Here is a 19,718-nt window from a genome sequence, read left to right as displayed (position 1 = left end):
TCCTTCAGCGGTTTCAGCGGTGCAGCGCGGCGATCGAGTCGGTCAGGGCTCGGGGTACGTCCGGGATCAGGGCGTGGGACCCGTCCCGTACGACATGACGACCGCCCACGACCGTATGGCGCACATCCGCTGCCGACGCGGCGAATACCGCTGTCTCAGCTGCCAGACGCGGCACCGGTCCCGCTGTCCTGACCGTGTCGAGGGCGATCGTCGTGAAGTCGGCGAGCGCCCCGGTTTCGAGGCGGCCGGCGTCCGGCCACCCGAGGGCGGCGTGCCCGTCCGCGGTGGCGGCGCGCAGCAGTGCGGCGGCCGTCCAGTGGCCTCGGGTGCGGGAGCGGAGGCGCTCGTCGAGCTCCATCGCCCGCGCCTCCTCCAGCAGGTCGATCACCGCGTGGCTGTCGCTGCCCAGCGACAGGGGCGAGCCGGCGCGCTGGAGGGCGACGGCCGGTCCGATGCCGTCCGCGAGGTCCCGTTCGGTGGTCGGGCACATGCACGTGCCGGTGCCGGAGCCGCCGAGGAGGGCGATGTCATCGTCGGTGAGGTGGGTGTTGTGGACGCCGGTGGTGCGCGGGCCGAGCACGCCGTGGTCGGCGAGCAGCCGGGTGGGGGTGCACCCGTGGGCGGCCAGGCAGGCGTCGTTCTCGGCCGTCTGCTCGGAGAGGTGGACGTGCAGGGGCGCCTGGCGGTCGGCGGCCCACTGGGCCACCGTGGACAACTGGGCGGCGGGGACGGCTCGTACGGAGTGGATGGCCGCTCCGATGCGGACGCCCTCCCGGTCCTTCAGCAGGGCGGCGCGCTCGGCCCACGCGTCGGCGGTGCCGTCGGAGAAGCGGAGCTGGTGCCGGTCGGGGGCGGCGCCGAAGCCGGAGGACAGGTACGCCGTGTCGAGCAGCGTGATGCGGATGCCCGCCTCGCCGGCCGCCGCGATCAGCGCCTCCCCCATGGCGTTGGGGTCGGCGTAGGGGGTGCCTCCGGGCGCGTGGTGGAGGTAGTGGAACTCCCCCACGGCCGTGATGCCGGCCAGGGCCATCTCGGCGTACACGGCGCGGGCCAGCGCGAAGTAGGTGTCGGGGGTCAGGCGCGAGGCGACCTGGTACATGACCTCGCGCCAGGTCCAGAAGGTCCCGCTGCCGACCTGGACCGTGCCGCGCAGGGCCCGGTGGAAGGCGTGGCTGTGCGCGTTGGCGAGGCCGGGGAGGGTCAGGCCCCGCAGCACGACCGCGCCGGGAGGGGGGGTGTCGGCACCGGTGCGTACGGCGGTGACGCGGCCATCCGTCCCCGCGGCGGAGCCGCTCATGGACACAGTGAGGGCGACGCCCGGCTCGACACGGTCACCGAGCCAGGCGTGCTCCGCCCAGTACGTCGTCACCTGCACGCCAGGCCCTCCAGTACGTCGGCGAGTGCGCGGACGCCGGCCACGCAGTCGTCCTCGGCCGCGTACTCGGCCGGGGAGTGCGAGACGCCCGTGGGGTTGCGTACGAACAGCATGGCCGTCGGAATGGACGCCGACAGGATGCCCGCGTCATGCCCGGCGCCCGTGCCGAGGACCGGGACCTGGCCGCCGAGGATCTTGCCGAGCTCGTCGCGCAGGGCGTGCTCGAACTCGACGACCGGGGTGAAGGACTCGCGTACGACGGTGAGGTCGACGCCCTGGCGGGCGGCGGCCTCGTGGGCGGCCGCCTCGATACCGGCGACGACCGTGTCCAGCGTCGCCTGGTCGGCCGCGCGCGAGTCCAGCCAGCCGCGTACGAGGGAGGGGATGGCGTTGACGCCGTTCGGCTCGACCGCGATCTTGCCGAAGGTCGCCACCGCGCCCGCGAGCTGTGCCTCACGGCGGGCGGCCAGGACGGTTTCGGCGTACGTGAGCATCGGGTCGCGCCGGTCGGCCAGGCGGGTCGTCCCGGCGTGGTTGGCCTCGCCGTGGAAGTCGTACCGCCAGCGGCCGTGGGGCCAGATGGCGGAGGCGATACCGACCGGGTCGCCGGTCAGGTCGAGGGCCCGGCCCTGCTCGACGTGCAGCTCCACGAACGCCCCGATACGGGCGAGGCGTTCGGGGTCGGGGCCGATGGAGTCCGGGTCGTACCCGGCGGCCTCCATCGCCTGCGGCAGCGAGACGCCGTCGCCGTCGCGCAGCTCGTACGCCGCCTCCTTCGTCAGCTGCCCGGCCGTCAGCCGGGAGCCGACGCAGGCGAGGCCGAAGCGGGCGCCCTCCTCGTCACCGAAGTTGGTGATGGCGACCGGTCGGCGGAACTCCACCCCCCTGTGGCGGAGTTCGTCGAGCGCGGCGAAGGAGGAGACGACGCCCAGCGGGCCGTCGAAGGCGCCGCCGTCCGGGACGGAGTCCAGGTGCGAGCCGGTGACGACGGCGTCCTCGCCGAGGGGGTCGCCGAGCCAGGCCCACTGGTTGCCGTTGCGGTCGGTCTCGTAGGTGAGCCCGCGCGCCTCGGCCTGCTCCTGGAACCAGGTGCGGCAGTCGGCGTCGGCGCCGGTCCACGCGTAGCGGCGGTAGCCGCCGCTCGCCGGGTGGCGGCCGATGGGCGCGAGCTCGGCCCACATGGTGTGGAACGAGGGCCCCGGCTCCGCCGCCCCGCGCCCACCCGCCCCCTGGGCCTCTCGCCCGGGGCTTCGCCCGGGGGTACCCCCAGGGAGGCGCCCCCGCTGCCCTGCGGGACGATCGCCCACCACCTCGCTCATGACTCCTCCCGCATCGGGATGCGGACGCCGCGCTCGGTGGCGACCTCTTCGGCGCGGTCGTAACCCGCGTCGACGTGGCGGATGACGCCCATGCCCGGGTCGTTGGTCAGGACGCGGCGGATCTTCTCGGCCGCCAGTGGCGTGCCGTCGGCGACGGTGACCTGGCCGGCGTGGATGGAGCGGCCCATGCCGACGCCGCCGCCGTGGTGGATGGAGACCCAGGAGGCGCCGGAGGCGACGTTCACCATGGCGTTGAGCAGCGGCCAGTCGGCGATGGCGTCGGAGCCGTCGAGCATGGCCTCGGTCTCGCGGTACGGGGAGGCGACGGAGCCGCAGTCGAGGTGGTCGCGGCCGATGGCGAGGGGGGCGGCCAGCTCGCCGGAGGCCACCATGTCGTTGAAGCGCTCGCCCGCGCGGTCGCGCTCGCCGTAGCCGAGCCAGCAGATGCGGGCGGGCAGGCCCTGGAAGTGGACGCGTTCGCCGGCCATCTTGAGCCAGCGGGCCAGGGACTCGTTCTCCGGGAAGAGTTCCAGCATGGCCTTGTCGGTGGCGGCGATGTCCTTGGGGTCACCGGACAGGGCCGCCCAGCGGAAGGGGCCCTTGCCCTCGCAGAACAGGGGGCGGATGTACGCCGGTACGAAGCCGGGGAAGGCGAACGCCCGGTCGTAGCCGGCGAGCTGCGCCTCGCCACGGATGGAGTTGCCGTAGTCGAAGACCTCGGCGCCCGCGTCCATGAAGCCGACCATGGCCTCGACGTGCCGGGCCATCGACTCGCGCGCCCGCTGCGTGAAGTCGGCGGGCTTCTCGGCGGCGTAGGAGGCCATGTCCTCGAAGGCGACGCCGAGCGGCAGGTAGGACAGCGGGTCGTGGGCGGAGGTCTGGTCGGTGACGATGTCGATGGGGGCGTTCATCGCCAGCAGCTGCGGGACGAGCTCGGCGGCGTTGCCGAGGACGCCGATGGACAGCGGCCGGCGGGCGTCGCGCGCCTCGACGGCGAGGGACAGCGCGTGGTCGAGCGAGTCGGCGCGGACGTCCAGGTACCGGTGCTCGATGCGGCGCTCGATGGCGCGCGGGTCGCAGTCGACGCAGATGGCGACGCCGTCGTTCATGGTCACGGCGAGCGGCTGGGCGCCGCCCATGCCGCCGAGGCCGGCGGTCAGCGTGATCGTCCCGGCGAGGGTGCCGCCGAACTTCTTGGCGGCGACGGCGGCGAACGTCTCGTAGGTGCCCTGGAGGATGCCCTGCGTACCGATGTAGATCCACGACCCGGCGGTCATCTGGCCGTACATGGTCAGGCCGAGGGCCTCCAGGCGCCGGAACTCCTCCCAGTTCGCCCAGTCGCCGACCAGGTTGGAGTTGGCGATGAGGACGCGCGGGGCCCACTCGTGGGTCTGCATCACGCCGACCGGGCGGCCGGACTGGACGAGCATCGTCTCGTCCTGCTTGAGCGTGCGCAGCGTACGGACCATCGCGTCGAAGGAACGCCAGTCGCGGGCGGCCTTGCCCGTGCCGCCGTAGACGACGAGCTTGTCGGGGTGCTCGGCGACCTCGGGATCGAGGTTGTTCTGCAGCATCCGCAGCGCGGCTTCCTGCTGCCATCCCAGGGCGCTCAGTTCCGTACCGCGCGGGGCCCGTACGGGGCGGGGTCCTGACATGGGGATGCCTCCTCGGATGCTGATGGCGGATCGCTGACTGCGATCGCTGATTGCTATCGCTGATCGCGATCACTGATTGCAGAACCAGTTATTCACATCTTGGACCGATGAATAGATGTAGTCAACGGCTGCGGTGCGCGAGGCCGGGTGATTGGCTGGAGAACATGGCTTCAGACCGTCGCGATCAGGCCGTACGAGCAGCAGTCGACCAAGCCCTCCTCACCGGGACCGAACCCGTCGCCGCCCTTCTCGACGTCGCCGGCATCCGCGCCTCCGCCGCCGCGCTGCGCGCCGCCTTCGCCGATGTCACCGACGCGCCCGTCCTGCACGCCTTCGCCGTCAAGGCCTGCCCGCTCGTCCCCGTCCTGCGCCTGCTGTACGAGGCGGGGCTCGGCGCCGAGGTCGCGAGCCCCGGCGAGCTGGCCCTGGCCCGCGCCGCCGGCGTCCCACCGGAGCGGATCGTCCTCGACTCGCCCGCCAAGACCCCCGCCGAGCTGCGCGAGGCCCTGGCCCTCAACATCGCCGTCAACGCCGACAACCCGCAGGAGCTGGCCCGGCTCGACACGCTGCTGGCCGCCCACGGCCACACGGGCTCCCCCCTCGGCCTCCGGGTGAACCCGCAGATCGGCGGCGGCACGATCGACGCGCTCTCCACCGCCACCGCGACCTCCAAGTTCGGCATCGCGCTGCGCGACGAGGGCGCCCGCGCCCGGGTCGTCCAGGCGTATCTCGCCCGCCCCTGGCTGACCCGGCTGCACACCCACTCCGGGTCCCAGGGCGTACCGCTCGGGCTGATGGTCACCGGCATCAAGGAGGTCTACGAGCTCGCCGAGGAGATCAACGCGGCCGCCGGGCGCCGCCAGGTCGACACCATCGACATCGGCGGCGGCCTGCCGGTCAACTTCACCTCCGACGACGAGACCCCGACGTACGCCGAGTACGCCCGCCTCCTGGCCACCGAAGTGCCGGGGCTCTTCGACGGGCGGTACGGCCTGGTCACCGAGTTCGGCCGGTCACTGCTGGCCAAGCACGGCACGGTCCTGGCCCGTGTCGAGTACGCCAAGACGTCGGGTTCCCGCCCCATCGCCGTCACGCACGCGGGCGTCCAGGTCGCCACCCGTACCGTCTACGACCCGGCGTCGTGGCCGCTGCGCATCGCCGCGTACGACGCGAAGGGGCGGCCCAAGCAGGGCCCGGCCGTCGACCAGGACGTGGCGGGACCGGCGTGCTTCGCGGGCGACCTGCTGGCCGTGAAGCGCCCGCTGCCGCTGCTCGAACAGGGCGACATCGTGGCGGCGCTGGACACCGGGGCGTACTACTTCGCGCACCACTACGCGTACAACTCCCTCACCCGCCCGGGCGTGTACGGGTTCACGGTCCGCGACGACGGCAGCGTCCGCTTCGCGACCGTACGCCCGCCGCAGACCGTCGCGGAGATCGTCGCCGAGGCGGGCGGCGGACACCCGGACGCACTGCTGACGGACTGTTGACGGACTCCTGACGGACTGCTGACGGGCTGAACCGATCGGATGAACTGAGCGGAATCTCGTCGGCCACTTCGGGCAGAACCTCCCCATGACCACCACCGAAGAGCCGGCCCGGGGCCACCCCGAGGAACCGACCGCTCTCAAGCGGGCCATCGGGCCGAAACTGCTGATCCTCTTCGTCATCGGCGACATCCTGGGCACCGGCATCTACGCCACCACCGGCAAGGTGGCGGGGAAGGTCGGGGGCGCGCTGTGGCTGCCCTTCGTGATCGGCTTCGTCGTCGCGATCCTGACGGCGGCGTCGTACGTCGAACTCGTCGGCAAGTATCCGAGGGCGGCCGGAGCGGCCCTCTACACCCAGAAGGCCTTCAAGGTCCCCTTCCTGACCTTCATCGTCGCCTTCATGGTGATGTGCTCGGGCCTGTCGTCCGCCAGCGCCGCCGCCCGCGCGTTCAGCGGTGACTACCTCGCCGAGTTCACGGAAGGCGTGGTTCCGCCCACGCTGATCGCGATCCTGTTCATCCTGGCCCTCGCCGCGCTCAACCTCCGGGGCGTGTCGGAGTCCGTGAAGACGAACGTTGTCCTCACGCTCGTCGAGGTGACCGGCCTGGCGGTCATCCTCGCCATCGGCGCGTGGGCGGTGCTGACGGAGGGCGGAGAGCCGTCGCGGCTGGGTGAGTTCCAGGCGACCGGAACCGGGTACGCGCTGCTCACCAGCGTGCTGGGGGCCACCGCGCTCGGCTTCTTCGCGTTCGTCGGCTTCGAGGACTCGGTCAACATGGCCGAGGAGACCCGCGACCCGGTCCGCGTCTTCCCCCGGGCGATCTTCACCGGCGTCGCCGTCACCGGCACCATCTACGTCCTGGTGGCGCTGGTCTCCTCACTCCTGGTCGACTACCGGACCCTGGAGAAGTCCAGCGGTCCGCTGCTGGAGGTGGTCAAGGCCGGCGGACTCGACTTCCCGCCCAAGGTCTTCGCCCTCATCGCGCTGTTCGCCGTCACCAACTCCGCCCTCATCAACATCATGATGGCCTCGCGGCTCTGTTACGGCATGGCCAACGAGCGGATCCTGCCGCGCGCGATGGGCCGCGTGCTGCGCGTGCGCCGCACCCCCGTCGTCGGCATCGTCTTCGTGACCATCCTCGCCATCGGACTGGTCTCGACCGGCGAGATCGAGGGCCTGGGCGACACGACCGCGTTCCTGCTGCTGTGCGTCTTCGCGGTGGTCAACATCGCGGTACTGGTGCTGCGCCGCGACCCGGTCGACCACCAGCACTTCCGTACGCCGACGGTGCTGCCGGTCCTCGGGGCGATCACCGCGCTGATCCTCGCCAGCCCGCTGGCCGAGCGGGACGCGGACGTCTACATCCGGGCGGCGATCCTCGTGGCGATCGGCGTGGGGCTGTGGGCGGTGAACAAGGTGGTGATGCGGGTGCGCGGAGAGGCGTAACCGGCGACTGTATCACCCGCCTGGCACGTTCCACGGGAAAATGCCAAAACTCCCCCCTGTAGGGCGAACGTTGAGTAACGTCACCGTCACAGCGATGTGGTTGCGCAACGGGAAACACAGGGAGGGGAGCCCGCGTGCCCGGAATCGACGAGTGCCTGCTCGAAGCGATGGCCCTGCCGGGCGCGCGGGGCGCCGCGCTCGTCGACTGGACCAGCGGCCTCGCCCTCGGCACGGCCGGCCAGTCCCCGGTGGGCGACCACGAGACGACCGCCGCGGAAACGGCCGAACTGGCGCGGGCGGCGGCGGAGTACGAGTCGTTCGCGTGCGCCTCGGGGGGCGACGCGTTGCCCGGGACGGCCTTCTCGGCCGCCCCCGGGCGCGGGACCGAGCCCCCACCGCCCGGCAGCGCAGCCTCACTGGCCACGCCGACTGACGCCGTTGTTTCACGGGGGGCCGCCCAACCGGCCACGCCGACCGACCCCGCCTCACGGGCCACCGACCGGGCGATACCGGCCGACCGAGCGGGCTTACCGGCCACGCCGACCGCCCCGCCCGCGATACCGGCCACCCAACTGGCCACGCCGACAGCCTCACCGGTCCCGTCGATCGACCCAGCCGTTTTACGAGCCGACCTCTCGGCCACGCCGGCCGGCCCGCCCGCGTCACCGGCCAGCCACCTCAGCCCGCCGACCGGCCCCACCGCCACACCGGCCAGCCCCCCCGCCCCACCGACCGGCCCCGCCACTTCACGCACCACCCACCGGGGGACACCGACCGGTCCCACCCGCTTACCGGCCGCCCCCACCGCCACGCCGACCGCCCCCACCGCCACACCGGCCAGCCATCCCGCTCCACCGACCGACCCCGCCGCTTCACAGGCCACCCACCCCGCCACGCCAACCGCCCCCACCGCCACACCGGCCAGCCACCCCACCCCACCGACCGCCCCCACCGCTTCACAGGCCACCCACCCCGCCACGCCGGCCGGGCCCACAGGCTTACCGACCGCGCCGGCTACCCACCCCTCCTCACCGGCCGACCCCCGGCTCCCGCTCCTCGCGGGACGGGCCGCAGTCGCCGCCCGGCAGGTTTCGGACTTTGATCCGCCGCCCGCGGCCGCCTCCGCCCAGCTGCCGCCCCCGGACGTGAACGGGCAACACGTCACCCCCGCCGATCCGGCCCTCGAACCTTCGGTCTCATCGCCTGTCACCGTGCGGGAACCGCCCGTCGAGGACGTGATCGTGACGACCCGTACCGCGTATCACGTGCTGCGGTTCGTCGGGACGACGTTCGACAGCAGCGTCTTCCTCCATCTGTGGCTGGACCGCTCCACCGGCAACCTGGCCCTCGCCCGCCTCCGCCTGCGGGAGCTGGCCGAGCGGCTGGTGCTGGTGTGAGCGCTCACGTCGGCGGGGCGGTGGTGTCGCCCATGCTGCTGAGGCTCGCCGAGGAGCGGGCGACCGGGGCGCTGCTGCGCGATCACGGCACGCTGTACCTGGTCGAGGGGCGGATCGTGCACGCCGAGAGCCCGGTCGCGCCCGGGCCGGACGTGCTGCTGACGGCAGGCGGGCGGCTGGCGCGCGGGCGGATCGCGGCCGGCGAGCTGGAGATCTGCCTGCTGGGGGCTCTGTTCGACGCGGCGTTCTTCGCCCTCGCCCCCGGCGGCCCCGCCCGTTTCCGGTACGGCGTCGCCCCCTGGACCGGCACGGTGCGCCCCGTTTCCGCGACCGACGTGGAGCGGGAGACGCTGCGCCGCCGCCTGCTGCTCGACAGCGTGTGGCCGTATCCGGCCGTCGACACCGCGCCCGTCGTTCCCCGGCCCGCGTCCCCCGGCCAGACGGTCACCGCCCGTCAGCGCGCCCTGCTGGCGCAGGCCGACGGGGTCCGTACCCCCGCGCAGCTCGCCTGGGCACTGGGCCGCCCCGCCTTCCACACCCTGCTGGACGTCCGCCGGCTGGCCGCGGCCGGGCTCGTCGCGACCCCGCACGAGCCGACCCCGTACGAGCCGGCCCCCAACGAAACCGCATCAGACCCAGACCGCGACCCAGACCGAGACCCCGCCCCAGAGCGAGCCCAAGACCAAGACCCAGACCCAGACCCCGCCCCAGCCCGAGACCCCGACATCGCCCTGCTCCGCCGGCTCCGTGACGCCCTGGAGGCACACCTGTGACGCCCCGCCCGACCAGCTCATGAGGCGCGCCCTGCGACAGCGCGCCGAGAGGAGGCAGTTGATGACGGCCGAAGCCGAGGTGCTCGGCGAGCTCAGACGTCTGCGGGCGCGTCTCCCGCAGCTGACCGGCGCTCTCGCGGCCACCGCGGACGGCCTGGTGCTGGCCCGCGATACGGCCGATGCCGACGCCGCGGAGGGCGTCGCCGCGCTCACCGCGGCCGCGCTCGGCGTCGCGCTGCGGCTCACCGACGCCACCGGACAGGGCGCCTTCCGCGAGCTGCTGGTGCGCGGCGAGGACGGCTACGTCGCGACGTACGCGGCGGGCGGCGCGGCCGTGCTGACCCTGCTCGCCGAGCCCCGCGTCAACGTGGGCCGCCTCCACCTGGAGGCCCGGCGCTCCAGTGCCCGCATCGGCGAGCTGGTCGACGGCGCCCTGGAACGACGCGAACCCGCCCGGTCACCGGCACCCCTGCCCCTGCCCGCCATACCGCCCCTCCCGTCCCATCAACCGAAGGAAGCGTGATACGCCATGGCCAACGCCGAAACCGCCCTCAAGGAAGCCACGACCACCATCGACGGCGCTCTGGGCGCGGCGCTCGTCGACTACACCAGCGGGATGGCGCTCGGCACGATCGGCGGCGGCAAGGATCTCGACCTGGCGGTCGCCGCCGCGGGCAACACCGATGTCGTACGGGCCAAGCTGCGCACCATGGAGATGCTCGGCCTCCAGGACGAGATCGAGGACATCCTGATCACCCTGGGCGGTCAGTACCACCTGATCCGGCTGCTCAAGAGCCGTGGCACGAACGGCCTGTTCCTCTACCTGGCGCTCGACAAGAACCGGGCGAACCTGGCGATGGCACGCCACCAACTGCGCAAGATCGAAGCGGAGCTGGAGATCTGACGCAGGCTCAGCGGCGCCGCCGCGCCCCGCCCGGCGCGGCGTCGCCCGCCGCGATGCCCGTGGACCGGTACGCCTTGACGGGCTTGCCGGCAGGTCCCTTGGCCAGCCAGTCGGTACGCACCCACAGCAGCCTGTCCTCGGTACGTTCCCGGCGGCCCAGCCACACGGCCTTCAGCCACAGCCCGGCGCCCGCGCCCGCCAGCCACAGCCCGCCCGCGCCGGGCAGCGCGAACGACGAGCCGAGCGCGGCGAGGAACGCGGCCGCCAGCCACCAGCGGTGGGCGCGCCGCCAGACCCGTAGCGTCACGGCCCGGTCCTGGAGGAAGTCGGCCCGCGCGGCCCTGGTGGCCTGCGCCGCCAGCCGCGCGTACCGCCCGCGCCGCGCCAGCGCCACCACGGTGGCGGTCGCCAGGAAGAGCGCGGCCCCGGTCAGCAGCCCGATGCGCCGCCCGGTGAGCCCCTCCGGCCACGCCCCGGCAGCGGCGGCCAGCAGCCCCAGCCACCACATGGGTGCCGCCCCCGCCCGTACGACCACGGCCACTCTCGCCAGCGTCTGCGCTCCCCGCGCCACGTCCGCCTCCCTTTCCACGACCACCTGGGTGCGGCGGGAGGGTAGCGCCCTTTCCTTAAAGTCTCCTGAGAGGGAAAAGCCCTTCGAGGAACCTGCCGAACCCGCCCTATTCCACGAACAGGCCACGGGCCGCCGCCCGCGCGTCGAACTCCTCCAGCCGCGCCTGTGCGTCCGGCAGCCCGTCGCACATCGCCTCCAGCAGCACCCGCCCCAGCAGCATCGGCGCGCACGCGGTGTCGAAGACGAGGCCGGTGCCGACCGCCGCGGGGAGCAGCAGGTCGCTGTGTTTGGCGACCGGGGCGAACGCCGAGTCGGCGACCGTCACGACGGTCAGACCGGCCTCCTGGGCGTACGCGAGGGCGTCCACGACCTCCCGGGGGTGGCGGGGCAGCGCGAAGCACAGCAGCACCGTGGCGCCCGCGCGCACCGCCGCGTCGATCCGGTCGGTGAGCATCGTGCCGCCCTCGTCGAGCAGCCGTACGTCGGGGTGGACCTTGGCCGCGAAGTACGCGAACCCGCGCGCCTGCGAGGACGCGGCGCGCAGCCCCAGCACGGGCAGCGGCCGGGAGGAGGCGAGCAGCCGCCCGGCGCGTTCCACCGGCTCGGGGTCGGCGAGCATCTCGGCGAGATGGCGCAGGTTCTCGATCTCGCCGAGCACCGCCTGCTGGTACTCGTTGAGCGCCGACTCGCCCGCCCCCGCGGCGGGTTCGCCGGGCGCCACCTCGCGCAGGTGCTTGCGCAGCGCGGGGTAGCCGTCGAACCCGAGCGCCACCGCGAACCGGGTGACGGACGGCTGGCTGACTCCGGCCAGCTCGGCGAGCTCCACGCTCGACAGGAACGGCACATCGGCGGCGCGCCGCACCATCGAGTGCGCGATCCGCCGCTGCGTCGGCGTCAGCCGGTGCCCCTCGAAGAGCGCCTGCAGCCGTGTGGCAGGGCTGTCGTTCATGCCGTCCGTCCCCCTCGTTTTATTCACTCACCCAGCACTCTGCATGACGGTATACAGCCCCGGCAAGCGATAGCCGGACCCCGGAGTGGCGAGGACCGCTCGGTGCCCAACCACCGACGGGCCGAACCCCCGGCCGGCCACTGCCCGCAGCTGCCCGAGGATTGACCGCGCCGACCGTGGCGCCCGACCCGTCAAGCCCGGCCTGAGCACCGGCACAGGCCTCGTGTTCGGCGGCGCGGCGTGCTGAATCCGGGAGAACCGCGAGGCCATCGGTGACGGACTGGCTACTGAACGCCCATCTGGACGAGGATCACCGAACTACTCCCGGACGACACGGAGATCCGGGGCTGAGGGAGGAAACCGCGGGGACCGCCGCACCCCCGTTGCCGGGGGGCGGGACGACGGCGGTCCCCGCGGGGGACACGGGCCCGGGTCAGGGCCGGTCTCCGCGTCCGCGGCGTGCTGAGAGGTCCGGGAGCCGCTCCGGAAGTTCCCTTACGCCGACACGGATGACGATGCCGGGCGCGTGTTAAGCGGGTGCTGCCGCTACGTGACGTGCTCGTACCGTTTGCGCGAAGCTCCGTGGCGCGGTGCCTACTTGCCGCCTCGCGCGAGGAAGGCGAGCAGGTCCTGACGGCTCACCACTCCGGTGGGCTTGCCCTCGACCAGCACGATCGCCGCGTCCGCGTCACCGAGGACGGACATCAGGTCGGCGACCGGCTCACCGGAGCCGACCTGCGGCAGCGGCGCGCTCATGTGCTTGTCGAGCGGGTCGTCCAGGGAGGCGCGCTTGGTGAACAGGGCGTCCAGCAGCTCGCGTTCGACGACGGAGCCGACGACCTCGGCGGCCATGACGTCGGGGTGTCCGGCGCCGGGCTTGACGATGGGCATCTGGGAGACGCCGTACTCCCGCAGGACGTCGATGGCCTCGCCGACCGTCTCCTCCGGGTGCATGTGGACGAGCTTGGGGATCCCGCCCTCCTTGTGGCGCAGCACGTCGCCGACGCTGGCGGACGGGCCGGCCTCCTCCAGGAAGCCGTAGTCGGCCATCCACTCGTCGTTGAAGATCTTGGAGAGGTAGCCGCGGCCGCTGTCCGGCAGCAGGACGACCACGACGTCGTCGGGGCCCAGGCCCTCGGCGACGCGCAGCGCCGCGACGACGGCCATGCCGCACGACCCGCCGACGAGGAGGCCCTCCTCCTTGGCGAGGCGGCGGGTCATCTGGAAGGAGTCCTTGTCGGACACGGCGATGATCTCGTCGGTGACGGTCCGGTCGTACGCGGTGGGCCAGAAGTCCTCGCCGACGCCTTCGACCAGGTAGGGCCGCCCGGAGCCGCCGGAGTAAACCGATCCCTCCGGGTCGGCGCCGACGACGCGCACCGTGCCGCCGCTGACTTCCTTCAGGTAGCGGCCGGTGCCGGTGATGGTGCCGCCGGTGCCGACGCCGGCGACGAAGTGGGTGATCTTCCCGTCCGTCTGCTCCCACAGTTCGGGACCGGTGGTCTCGTAGTGCGAACGGGGGTTGTTCGGGTTGGAGTACTGGTCGGGCTTCCACGCACCGGGCGTCTCACGGACGAGGCGGTCGGAGACGTTGTAGTACGAGTCGGGGTGCTCGGGGTCCACCGCCGTGGGGCAGACGACGACCTCGGCACCGTACGCCCGAAGAACGTTGATCTTGTCCGTCGAGACCTTGTCGGGGCAGACGAAGATGCATTTGTAGCCCTTCTGCTGGGCCACGATGGCGAGCCCGACGCCCGTGTTGCCGGACGTGGGCTCGACGATGGTGCCGCCGGGCTTCAGGGCGCCGCTCTGCTCGGCCGCCTCGATCATGCGCAGGGCGATGCGGTCCTTGACCGAACCGCCGGGATTGAAGTACTCGACCTTGGCAAGGACGGTGGCCTGAAGGCCCTCGGTCACACTGTTGAGCTTCACCAGCGGGGTGTTGCCGACGAGGCTGATCATCGAGTCGTGGTATTGCACCGTAGTCTCCGGGGTCTCCGTAATGGTCCAGCCAGCGTATGCGTAGTCGGAGGTGGTTACGGGGCAGTTAGCTCTTGTACGGCTACGAGGAGGTGACTGCCCCTATGTCGAGGGCGAGGGTGGCACGGCGGATCGCCGCCGGAGCGGCGTACGGGGGCGGCGGCGCCGGCCTGCTGGGGGTGGCGGCGGTCGGAGTGCTGCTGGCCGAGGTGCAGCTCGCGAAGCGTTCGGTGGGTGGTGGTGTGGCGCCGCTGCCGCCGGCGGCCGACGGGCTGTACGGCCGGGGGTACGAAGGCGGTGCGGAGCCCCTGCGGCTCGCCCTCCTGGGTGATTCGACGGCGGCGGGGCAGGGCGTGCGGCGGGCGGGCCAGACACCGGGCGCGCTGCTGGCGTCGGGCCTGGCGGCGGTCGCGGAGCGTCCCGTGGAGCTGCGCAACGTCGCCCTCCCCGGCGCCCGCTCCGACGACCTGGAGCGCCAGGTCACGCTCCTCCTGGCCCATCCGGGGCGGCTCCCGGACGCGTGCGTGATCATGATCGGCGCGAATGACGTGACGCACCGGATGTCGCCGACGCAGTCGGTGCGGTATCTGGCGGCGGCGGTGCGCCGGTTGCGTACGGCGGGAGCGGAGGTGGTGGTCGGCACCTGCCCCGACCTGGGCACGATCGAGCCGGTGTACCAGCCGCTGCGGTGGCTGGCGCGGCGGGTGTCACGGCAGCTGGCGGCGGCGCAGACGATCGTGGTCGTGGAGCAGGGCGGCCGTACGGTCTCGCTGGGCGACCTGCTGGGGCCGGAGTTCGCGGCGAACCCGCGGGAGATGTTCGGGGCGGACAACTACCACCCGTCGGCGGAGGGGTACGCGACGGCAGCGATGGCGGTGCTGCCGACGGTCTGTGCGGTGCTGGGCGTATGGCCGGAGGAGGACCGGCTGGAGGCGGACCGCCGGGAGGGCATGCTGCCGGTCGCGAAGGCCGCGGCGGAGGCGGTGGAGGAGGCCGGTACGGAGGTCACGGGCGCGCGTGCGCCGTGGGCGCTGCTCAAGCACCGCCGCCGTCGCCGGCTGCCCGCCGCCGTCCCGGACCCGGCGCCCCTCCCGGACGCCCACTCCTGACGGGGCCGGCCAGGGGGTGGAGCCCCGGGTTTCGGGAAGGGGCAGAGCGGGGAATCGGAACCCCACCTGAGCGAGCGCTTAGAAATGCGGTCCGCATCACATGCCCGCCCCGGTGACCTATGCGGTACGTACAGGTAACTTCCCTCTCAGTCCTGCCCTTCGCCCCTCTGGAGCCGTGATGCCCGAAGCCGTGATCGTCTCAGCCGCCCGCTCCCCCATCGGCCGGGCCTTCAAGGGCTCGCTGAAGGACCTGCGGCCGGACGACCTGACCGCCACGATCATCCAGGCCGCGCTCGCCAAGGTGCCCGAGCTCGACCCGCGTGACATCGATGACCTGATGCTCGGCTGCGGCCTGCCCGGCGGCGAGCAGGGGCACAACCTCGGCCGTATCGTCGCCGTGCAGATGGGGATGGACCACCTCCCCGGCTGCACCATCACCCGGTACTGCTCCTCATCGCTCCAGACTTCCCGCATGGCCCTGCACGCCATCAAGGCGGGCGAGGGCGACGTCTTCATCTCCGCCGGTGTCGAGATGGTGTCCCGCTCGGTCAAGGGCACCAGCGACGGCCTGCCCGACACCCACAACCCGCTCTTCGCCGAGGCGGAGGCCCGCACCGCCGCCCGCGCCGAGCAGGAGGGCGCCGACTGGCACGACCCGCGCGAGGACGGCCTGCTGCCCGACCCGTACATCGCGATGGGCCAGACCGCGGAGAACCTGGCCCGCCTGAAGGGCGTCACCCGCCAGGAGATGGACGAGTTCGGCGTACGGTCCCAGAACCTCGCCGAGGAAGCCATCAAGAACGGCTTCTGGGAGCGCGAGATCACGCCGGTCACGACCCCCGACGGCACCGTCGTCTCCAAGGACGACGGCCCGCGCGCCGGCGTCACGCTGGAGGGTGTCCAGGGCCTCAAGCCGGTCTTCCGCCCCGACGGCCGCGTCACCGCCGGCAACTGCTGCCCGCTCAACGACGGCGCCGCCGCGCTCGTGATCATGTCCGACACCAAGGCGCGCGAGCTGGGCCTCACCCCGCTCGCCCGCATCGTGTCGACCGGCGTCTCCGGCCTCTCCCCGGAGATCATGGGGTACGGGCCCGTCGAGGCCTCCCAGCAGGCCCTCCGGCGCGCGGGGCTGACCATCGGCGACATCGACCTGGTGGAGATCAACGAGGCGTTCGCCGCCCAGGTCATCCCGTCCTACCGGGACCTGGACATCCCGCTCGACAAGCTCAACGTCAACGGCGGCGCCATCGCCGTGGGCCACCCCTTCGGCATGACCGGCGCCCGCATCACCGGCACTCTGATCAACAGCCTCCAGTTCCACGACAAGCAGTTCGGCCTGGAGACCATGTGCGTGGGCGGCGGCCAGGGCATGGCCATGGTCATCGAGCGGCTCAGCTGAGCTGTAGCGGAGGGTAGGGGCCGCCCGGCCGTACCGGCATACGGCTCCCCCACGCAGCGAGGCGGCACCTGCCCGCAGCGGTAGCGAAGCTGAGCGCGACCAAGAACACCGAGCGGCTCAGCTGAGCTGTAGCGGAGGGTAGGGGCCGCCCGGCCGTACCGGCATACGGCTCCCCCACGCGGCGAGGGCGGCACCTGCCCGCAGCGATAGCGAAGCGGAACCCGACCACGAGAGCACGCTCGTGAACCAATCGTTCCGCGTCCCAGCCGTGACCGAATCTCCCCCAGGATGTGACCTATCTCCCGGGGGAGATTCGTTTGTGCAGGTCATGGCTGTCAGCGGCGCGAACGCCGCGACAAAATACCTGTCCAATTCGTGACGTAATGCACTGACAGGGGGCGCGAGCACACGACAAGCTGATGTAGGAAGTGCGGGGGATCGATTGAAACCGGGAGTAAGTCAGTGAGCGCCATGTCTCTCGCCCTGCTGATGACCACGGCCGCCGCCACGGCCGTGGGCGCCGCTGCCCTGCACGCCGCCCACGGGCTGCGCAAGCAGGTCACGGCGCTGCGCACGGAGCTCGCCGCCGCGAACGGCGACGGCCGTGCTCCCGCCGTACCCCATGCCCGCACCGCCGAGGACATACGCGCCGCCGTCGCCGAGGCCCTCGCCGAGGAGCGTGAGCGCGAGCTGGCCGAGGCGCGGGCCTTCTGGGCCGCCCAGGAGGCCAGGGACGCCGCGGACGCGCCGGGGCCGCTGCTGGGCGGGATGGCCGGCCTGGCGGACGAGGGGCCGTTCTTCGTGCCGCGCCAGGCGGACTTCGCGGGCCTGGAGGCCATGGACCTGGGCGCCGAGTACGCGGAGTACGCCGATGGTCTGGACGACCTCGACTCGCTCGCCGAGCTGCCGGACTTCCCCGGCCTCACCGAGTACCCCGAGGACTCCCCGGAGCTCGCCGCGGCCCGCCGCCGCCACCCCTCCCACCCCGACTTCGTGCCGGTCCAGACACCTGTCGTCACCGACCACGAGCGCACCGTGGCCCGGCTGGAGGAGCTCGCCGAGACGCGTACGGCGCTCACCGACGTACGCCCCGGTCCGCTCGGCACGCTGGACGTGTACGTCTTCGCCGACGGCACGACCCTGTGCATGACCCCCGGCCACCGGGAGACCGCCGAGCGCCTCGCGGACGCGCTGCGCAGCGGCGAGACGCCCGTCCTGCTGGGCGGCTCCGGAGTCTCGGGCGCGTACGCCCTGACCTTCGCGTGCGGCGACGGCAGCGACGCCGACAACGTCTACATCCTGGCCGACCGCGTCATAGCGTCGCTGTAGCGGCCGCCCGCCGCACCGCCGCCACGGCCTCGTCAAGCTCCCGCCGCAGCAGCTCCCCCTGGAGCGGAGAGCCGGCCGGGGCCGTTCGCAAGACCTCCGCCAGATCGTTGCACGCCACCACAAGCTGGTCCGCAACCGCGAAGATCCCGGCGTCCGGCATGGTCCGCGGCGGTGCGTCCGGCGCCTCGATCCGCTGCGCCCGCAGCGACAATTCCCTGGCCAGCGCCAGTCCCTGGGCCGCCGCGCCCCGCTGGAGCCGGCTCTGCGGTGCGGCCCGCAGCCGGTCGGCGAACCGTTCGACGGCGACGGTCAGCTCAGTCGTATCAAGCACCCCGCGACCCTACGCGCCCCGAAGGGACTGTTGCCAACGGGCGAACGCTCGGGCACGGTGTCGTGAAGGAGCACACGCGCAAAGCGTCCGGAGGCGCCGATGTCCCAAGTCTTCTCCGAAGAGACCCATCGAAATCTGCTCTCCCGCATTCCCCATTGCACCGGCCGGCAAGTGTCCGAATGGCTTCGCGCCGTCGAGGAAGGCCCCTCCCTCGTCCGTTTCGAGGAGAAGGTGAGCTGGCTCCGGGGCGAGCACAACCTCAGTTACGGACACGCCAAAGCGATCATCCATGAGTACGACCTGAGGCGAGCCGCGCGGAAGCTGCTCTGACGACGGGCGTCGAACACGGCGGAGGGCCCGCCCGGCGTATGCCGGACGGGCCCTTCCCACGATCACGGGCGTCAGTCGTCGCCCTGCAGGATCGAGATCAGCCGTAGGAACTCCAGGTAGATCCAGACCAGGGTCATGGTGAGGCCGAAGGCCGCCAGCCACGACTCCTCGCGCGGAGCGCCGTACGCGATGCCGTCCTCGACCTGCTTGAAGTCCAGGGCCAGGAAGCACGCGCCGATGACGATGCCGATGACACCGAACAGGATGCCGAGGCCACCGCTGCGGAAGCCCAGGCCGTCACCGCCGCCGAAGACGGAGAACAGCAGGTTCACCGCCATCAGCAGGATGAAGCCCATCGCCGCGGCCATCACGAAGCCGTAGAAGCGGCGGGTGACGCGGATCCAGCGCATCTTGTACGCGATCAGCACACCGGCGAAGACCGCCATGGTGCCCAGCACCGCCTGCGGGACGACGCCCGGTGAGACGTACGTCGAGACGGCGTTGGAGATCACGCCGAGGAAGACGCCCTCGAACGCCGCGTACAGCAGGATCAGCGCGGGCGAGGCCTTGCGCTTGAAGGCCTGGATCATCGCGAAGACGAAGGCCACGAGGGCCGCGCCGATCGCGATGCCGTACGACCTGCCCAGGTTGGCGGGGTCGACGGGCATCAGGAACCAGGCGAGAGCCGCGGTGACGAAGACCGTACCGAGCGTCATGGCGGTGCGCGAGACGACATCGTCGATGGTCATCGCGCCCGGGCGCGCCGGGGCCTGTGCGGGGGCGCCGCGCTGGGCGTCCTGCGTCGCGTACGGGTTGGTGGCGTACGGGTTCGTCGCGTAGGGGTTGGTTCCAGCGGCGGGGCCCCCGGCCTGCGGCTGCTGCGCGTTGAAGCCCGCATAGCCGTTGTCGCGGCTGAACCCCCGTCGCGAGAAGACCGGGTTGCTGCTCCTCATCTCACTCCTCCATGGCCGCCGTGCGCGGCCTTGGAACAAGAGTAATGGGCGAGCAAAAGAAACACCCTAGTGCTCGGGGAGGATCTTTACGGCCCGCGACGTCGTGGGACCGCTCCCGTGGGGTGCGTCGTGAGTGCCCGGAACCGGACTCGAACCGGTACGCCCTCGAAGGGGCAGCGAGGTTTAAGCTCGCCGTGTCTGCATTCCACCATCCGGGCGTGGCGCGCGGCTCCGCGTTGGCACAGGAGCCTATCCGGACGCGTCCCCCGAACAGCGGAACAGTGGCCCGATGTTGTCTTATTTTATTGACGTCTGAGGGTGTGTCAGCGCAGGTGGAGGGCGTTCGGTGGCCATCCCTGCGGGGCTCGCGGCCGCGAAAGGCACGCGCAAAGGAATGACGGAAAGTC

The 19,718-nt window shown here is 72.3% G+C and carries 17 protein-coding genes, 1 tRNA gene and 1 pseudogene; 10 read left to right on the top strand and 9 right to left on the bottom strand.

The window, feature by feature from the left end:
- Positions 1-13: 13 nt before the first annotated feature.
- The 3 genes from QWM81_RS03645 to hutU all read right to left on the bottom strand — a co-directional run bounded on the left by QWM81_RS03645 (position 14) and on the right by hutU (position 4,349).
- Positions 14-1,375, bottom strand: a complete 1,362-nt coding sequence (locus QWM81_RS03645) for a formimidoylglutamate deiminase (protein ID WP_290109987.1) — start codon at positions 1,373-1,375, stop codon at positions 14-16.
- Positions 1,366-2,556, bottom strand: a complete 1,191-nt coding sequence (locus tag QWM81_RS03640; RefSeq protein ID WP_290109986.1) for an allantoate amidohydrolase — start codon at positions 2,554-2,556, stop codon at positions 1,366-1,368. The genes QWM81_RS03645 and QWM81_RS03640 overlap by 10 nt, the downstream gene beginning before the upstream one ends.
- A gap of 134 nt (positions 2,557-2,690) precedes the next feature.
- Complete coding sequence (hutU, locus tag QWM81_RS03635) at positions 2,691-4,349, bottom strand: urocanate hydratase (RefSeq protein ID WP_290109985.1); 1,659 nt, start codon at positions 4,347-4,349, stop codon at positions 2,691-2,693.
- Between the two features lie 164 nt (positions 4,350-4,513).
- Here hutU and QWM81_RS03630 point away from each other — a divergent pair, with 164 nt between their 5' ends.
- The 6 genes and pseudogenes from QWM81_RS03630 (at position 4,514) to QWM81_RS03605 (ending at position 10,360) form a co-directional block, all read left to right on the top strand.
- Positions 4,514-5,839 (top strand): type III PLP-dependent enzyme domain-containing protein, encoded by a 1,326-nt coding sequence (locus tag QWM81_RS03630; RefSeq protein ID WP_290109984.1) that lies wholly within the window; start codon positions 4,514-4,516, stop codon positions 5,837-5,839.
- Between the two features lie 85 nt (positions 5,840-5,924).
- A complete protein-coding gene (locus QWM81_RS03625) occupies positions 5,925-7,286 on the top strand; it encodes an APC family permease (RefSeq protein WP_290109983.1) in 1,362 nt (453 codons plus the stop codon).
- 134 nt (positions 7,287-7,420) lie between these two features.
- Positions 7,421-7,636, top strand: a pseudogene (locus QWM81_RS03620) (hypothetical protein); the annotation flags it as partial.
- A gap of 1,079 nt (positions 7,637-8,715) precedes the next feature.
- Entirely contained in the window at positions 8,716-9,456 is a 741-nt protein-coding gene (locus tag QWM81_RS03615; RefSeq protein ID WP_290110050.1) for a transcriptional regulator, read from the top strand.
- 61 nt (positions 9,457-9,517) lie between these two features.
- Positions 9,518-9,979, top strand: coding sequence for a roadblock/LC7 domain-containing protein (locus tag QWM81_RS03610; protein ID WP_290109982.1), 462 nt, complete (start codon positions 9,518-9,520; stop codon positions 9,977-9,979).
- Between the two features lie 6 nt (positions 9,980-9,985).
- Positions 9,986-10,360 carry a hypothetical protein gene (locus QWM81_RS03605; protein WP_290109981.1) on the top strand — a complete coding sequence of 125 codons (375 nt, stop codon included), beginning with the start codon at positions 9,986-9,988 and terminating at the stop codon, positions 10,358-10,360.
- A gap of 7 nt (positions 10,361-10,367) precedes the next feature.
- Here QWM81_RS03605 and QWM81_RS03600 read toward each other — a convergent pair whose 3' ends face one another.
- The 3 genes from QWM81_RS03600 to QWM81_RS03590 form a co-directional block, all read right to left on the bottom strand.
- Complete coding sequence (locus QWM81_RS03600) at positions 10,368-10,931, bottom strand: hypothetical protein (protein ID WP_290109980.1); 564 nt, start codon at positions 10,929-10,931, stop codon at positions 10,368-10,370.
- Between the two features lie 106 nt (positions 10,932-11,037).
- Positions 11,038-11,880 carry a MurR/RpiR family transcriptional regulator gene (locus tag QWM81_RS03595; protein WP_290109979.1) on the bottom strand — a complete coding sequence of 281 codons (843 nt, stop codon included), beginning with the start codon at positions 11,878-11,880 and terminating at the stop codon, positions 11,038-11,040.
- A 594-nt stretch (positions 11,881-12,474) separates the two neighbouring features.
- Complete coding sequence (locus tag QWM81_RS03590) at positions 12,475-13,860, bottom strand: cystathionine beta-synthase (RefSeq protein WP_290109978.1); 1,386 nt, start codon at positions 13,858-13,860, stop codon at positions 12,475-12,477.
- 104 nt (positions 13,861-13,964) lie between these two features.
- Here QWM81_RS03590 and QWM81_RS03585 point away from each other — a divergent pair, with 104 nt between their 5' ends.
- From QWM81_RS03585 to QWM81_RS03575, 3 genes are all read left to right on the top strand, one after another.
- Positions 13,965-14,969, top strand: coding sequence for an SGNH/GDSL hydrolase family protein (locus QWM81_RS03585; RefSeq protein WP_290109977.1), 1,005 nt, complete (start codon positions 13,965-13,967; stop codon positions 14,967-14,969).
- Between the two features lie 178 nt (positions 14,970-15,147).
- Entirely contained in the window at positions 15,148-16,368 is a 1,221-nt protein-coding gene (locus tag QWM81_RS03580; RefSeq protein ID WP_290109976.1) for an acetyl-CoA C-acetyltransferase, read from the top strand.
- Positions 16,369-16,830: 462 nt separating this feature from the next.
- Positions 16,831-17,697 carry a hypothetical protein gene (locus QWM81_RS03575; RefSeq protein WP_290109975.1) on the top strand — a complete coding sequence of 289 codons (867 nt, stop codon included), beginning with the start codon at positions 16,831-16,833 and terminating at the stop codon, positions 17,695-17,697.
- Here the strand turns inward: QWM81_RS03575 and QWM81_RS03570 are convergent.
- Positions 17,681-18,028 (bottom strand): hypothetical protein, encoded by a 348-nt coding sequence (locus tag QWM81_RS03570; protein WP_290109974.1) that lies wholly within the window; start codon positions 18,026-18,028, stop codon positions 17,681-17,683. The two genes, QWM81_RS03575 and QWM81_RS03570, sit on opposite strands and share 17 nt — an antisense overlap.
- A 99-nt stretch (positions 18,029-18,127) precedes the next feature.
- Here QWM81_RS03570 and QWM81_RS03565 point away from each other — a divergent pair, with 99 nt between their 5' ends.
- Positions 18,128-18,358 carry a DUF4287 domain-containing protein gene (locus tag QWM81_RS03565; RefSeq protein WP_290109973.1) on the top strand — a complete coding sequence of 77 codons (231 nt, stop codon included), beginning with the start codon at positions 18,128-18,130 and terminating at the stop codon, positions 18,356-18,358.
- 71 nt (positions 18,359-18,429) lie between these two features.
- Here QWM81_RS03565 and QWM81_RS03560 read toward each other — a convergent pair whose 3' ends face one another.
- Both QWM81_RS03560 and QWM81_RS03555 read right to left on the bottom strand, forming a co-directional pair.
- The gene (locus tag QWM81_RS03560) at positions 18,430-19,311 is read right to left on the bottom strand and encodes a Bax inhibitor-1/YccA family protein (RefSeq protein ID WP_290109972.1); all 882 of its coding nucleotides are present in this window, start codon (positions 19,309-19,311) and stop codon (positions 18,430-18,432) included.
- Between the two features lie 134 nt (positions 19,312-19,445).
- Positions 19,446-19,529 (bottom strand) — tRNA-Leu (locus tag QWM81_RS03555).
- Positions 19,530-19,718: the final 189 nt, after the last annotated feature.

Origin of the sequence: Streptomyces ficellus, from assembly GCF_030406405.1 — a bacterium.
Lineage (GTDB): Bacteria > Actinomycetota > Actinomycetes > Streptomycetales > Streptomycetaceae > Streptomyces > Streptomyces ficellus_B.
Note: the sequence above shows the minus strand (reverse complement) of the source record. Positions and strands in the feature narration are given on the sequence as shown.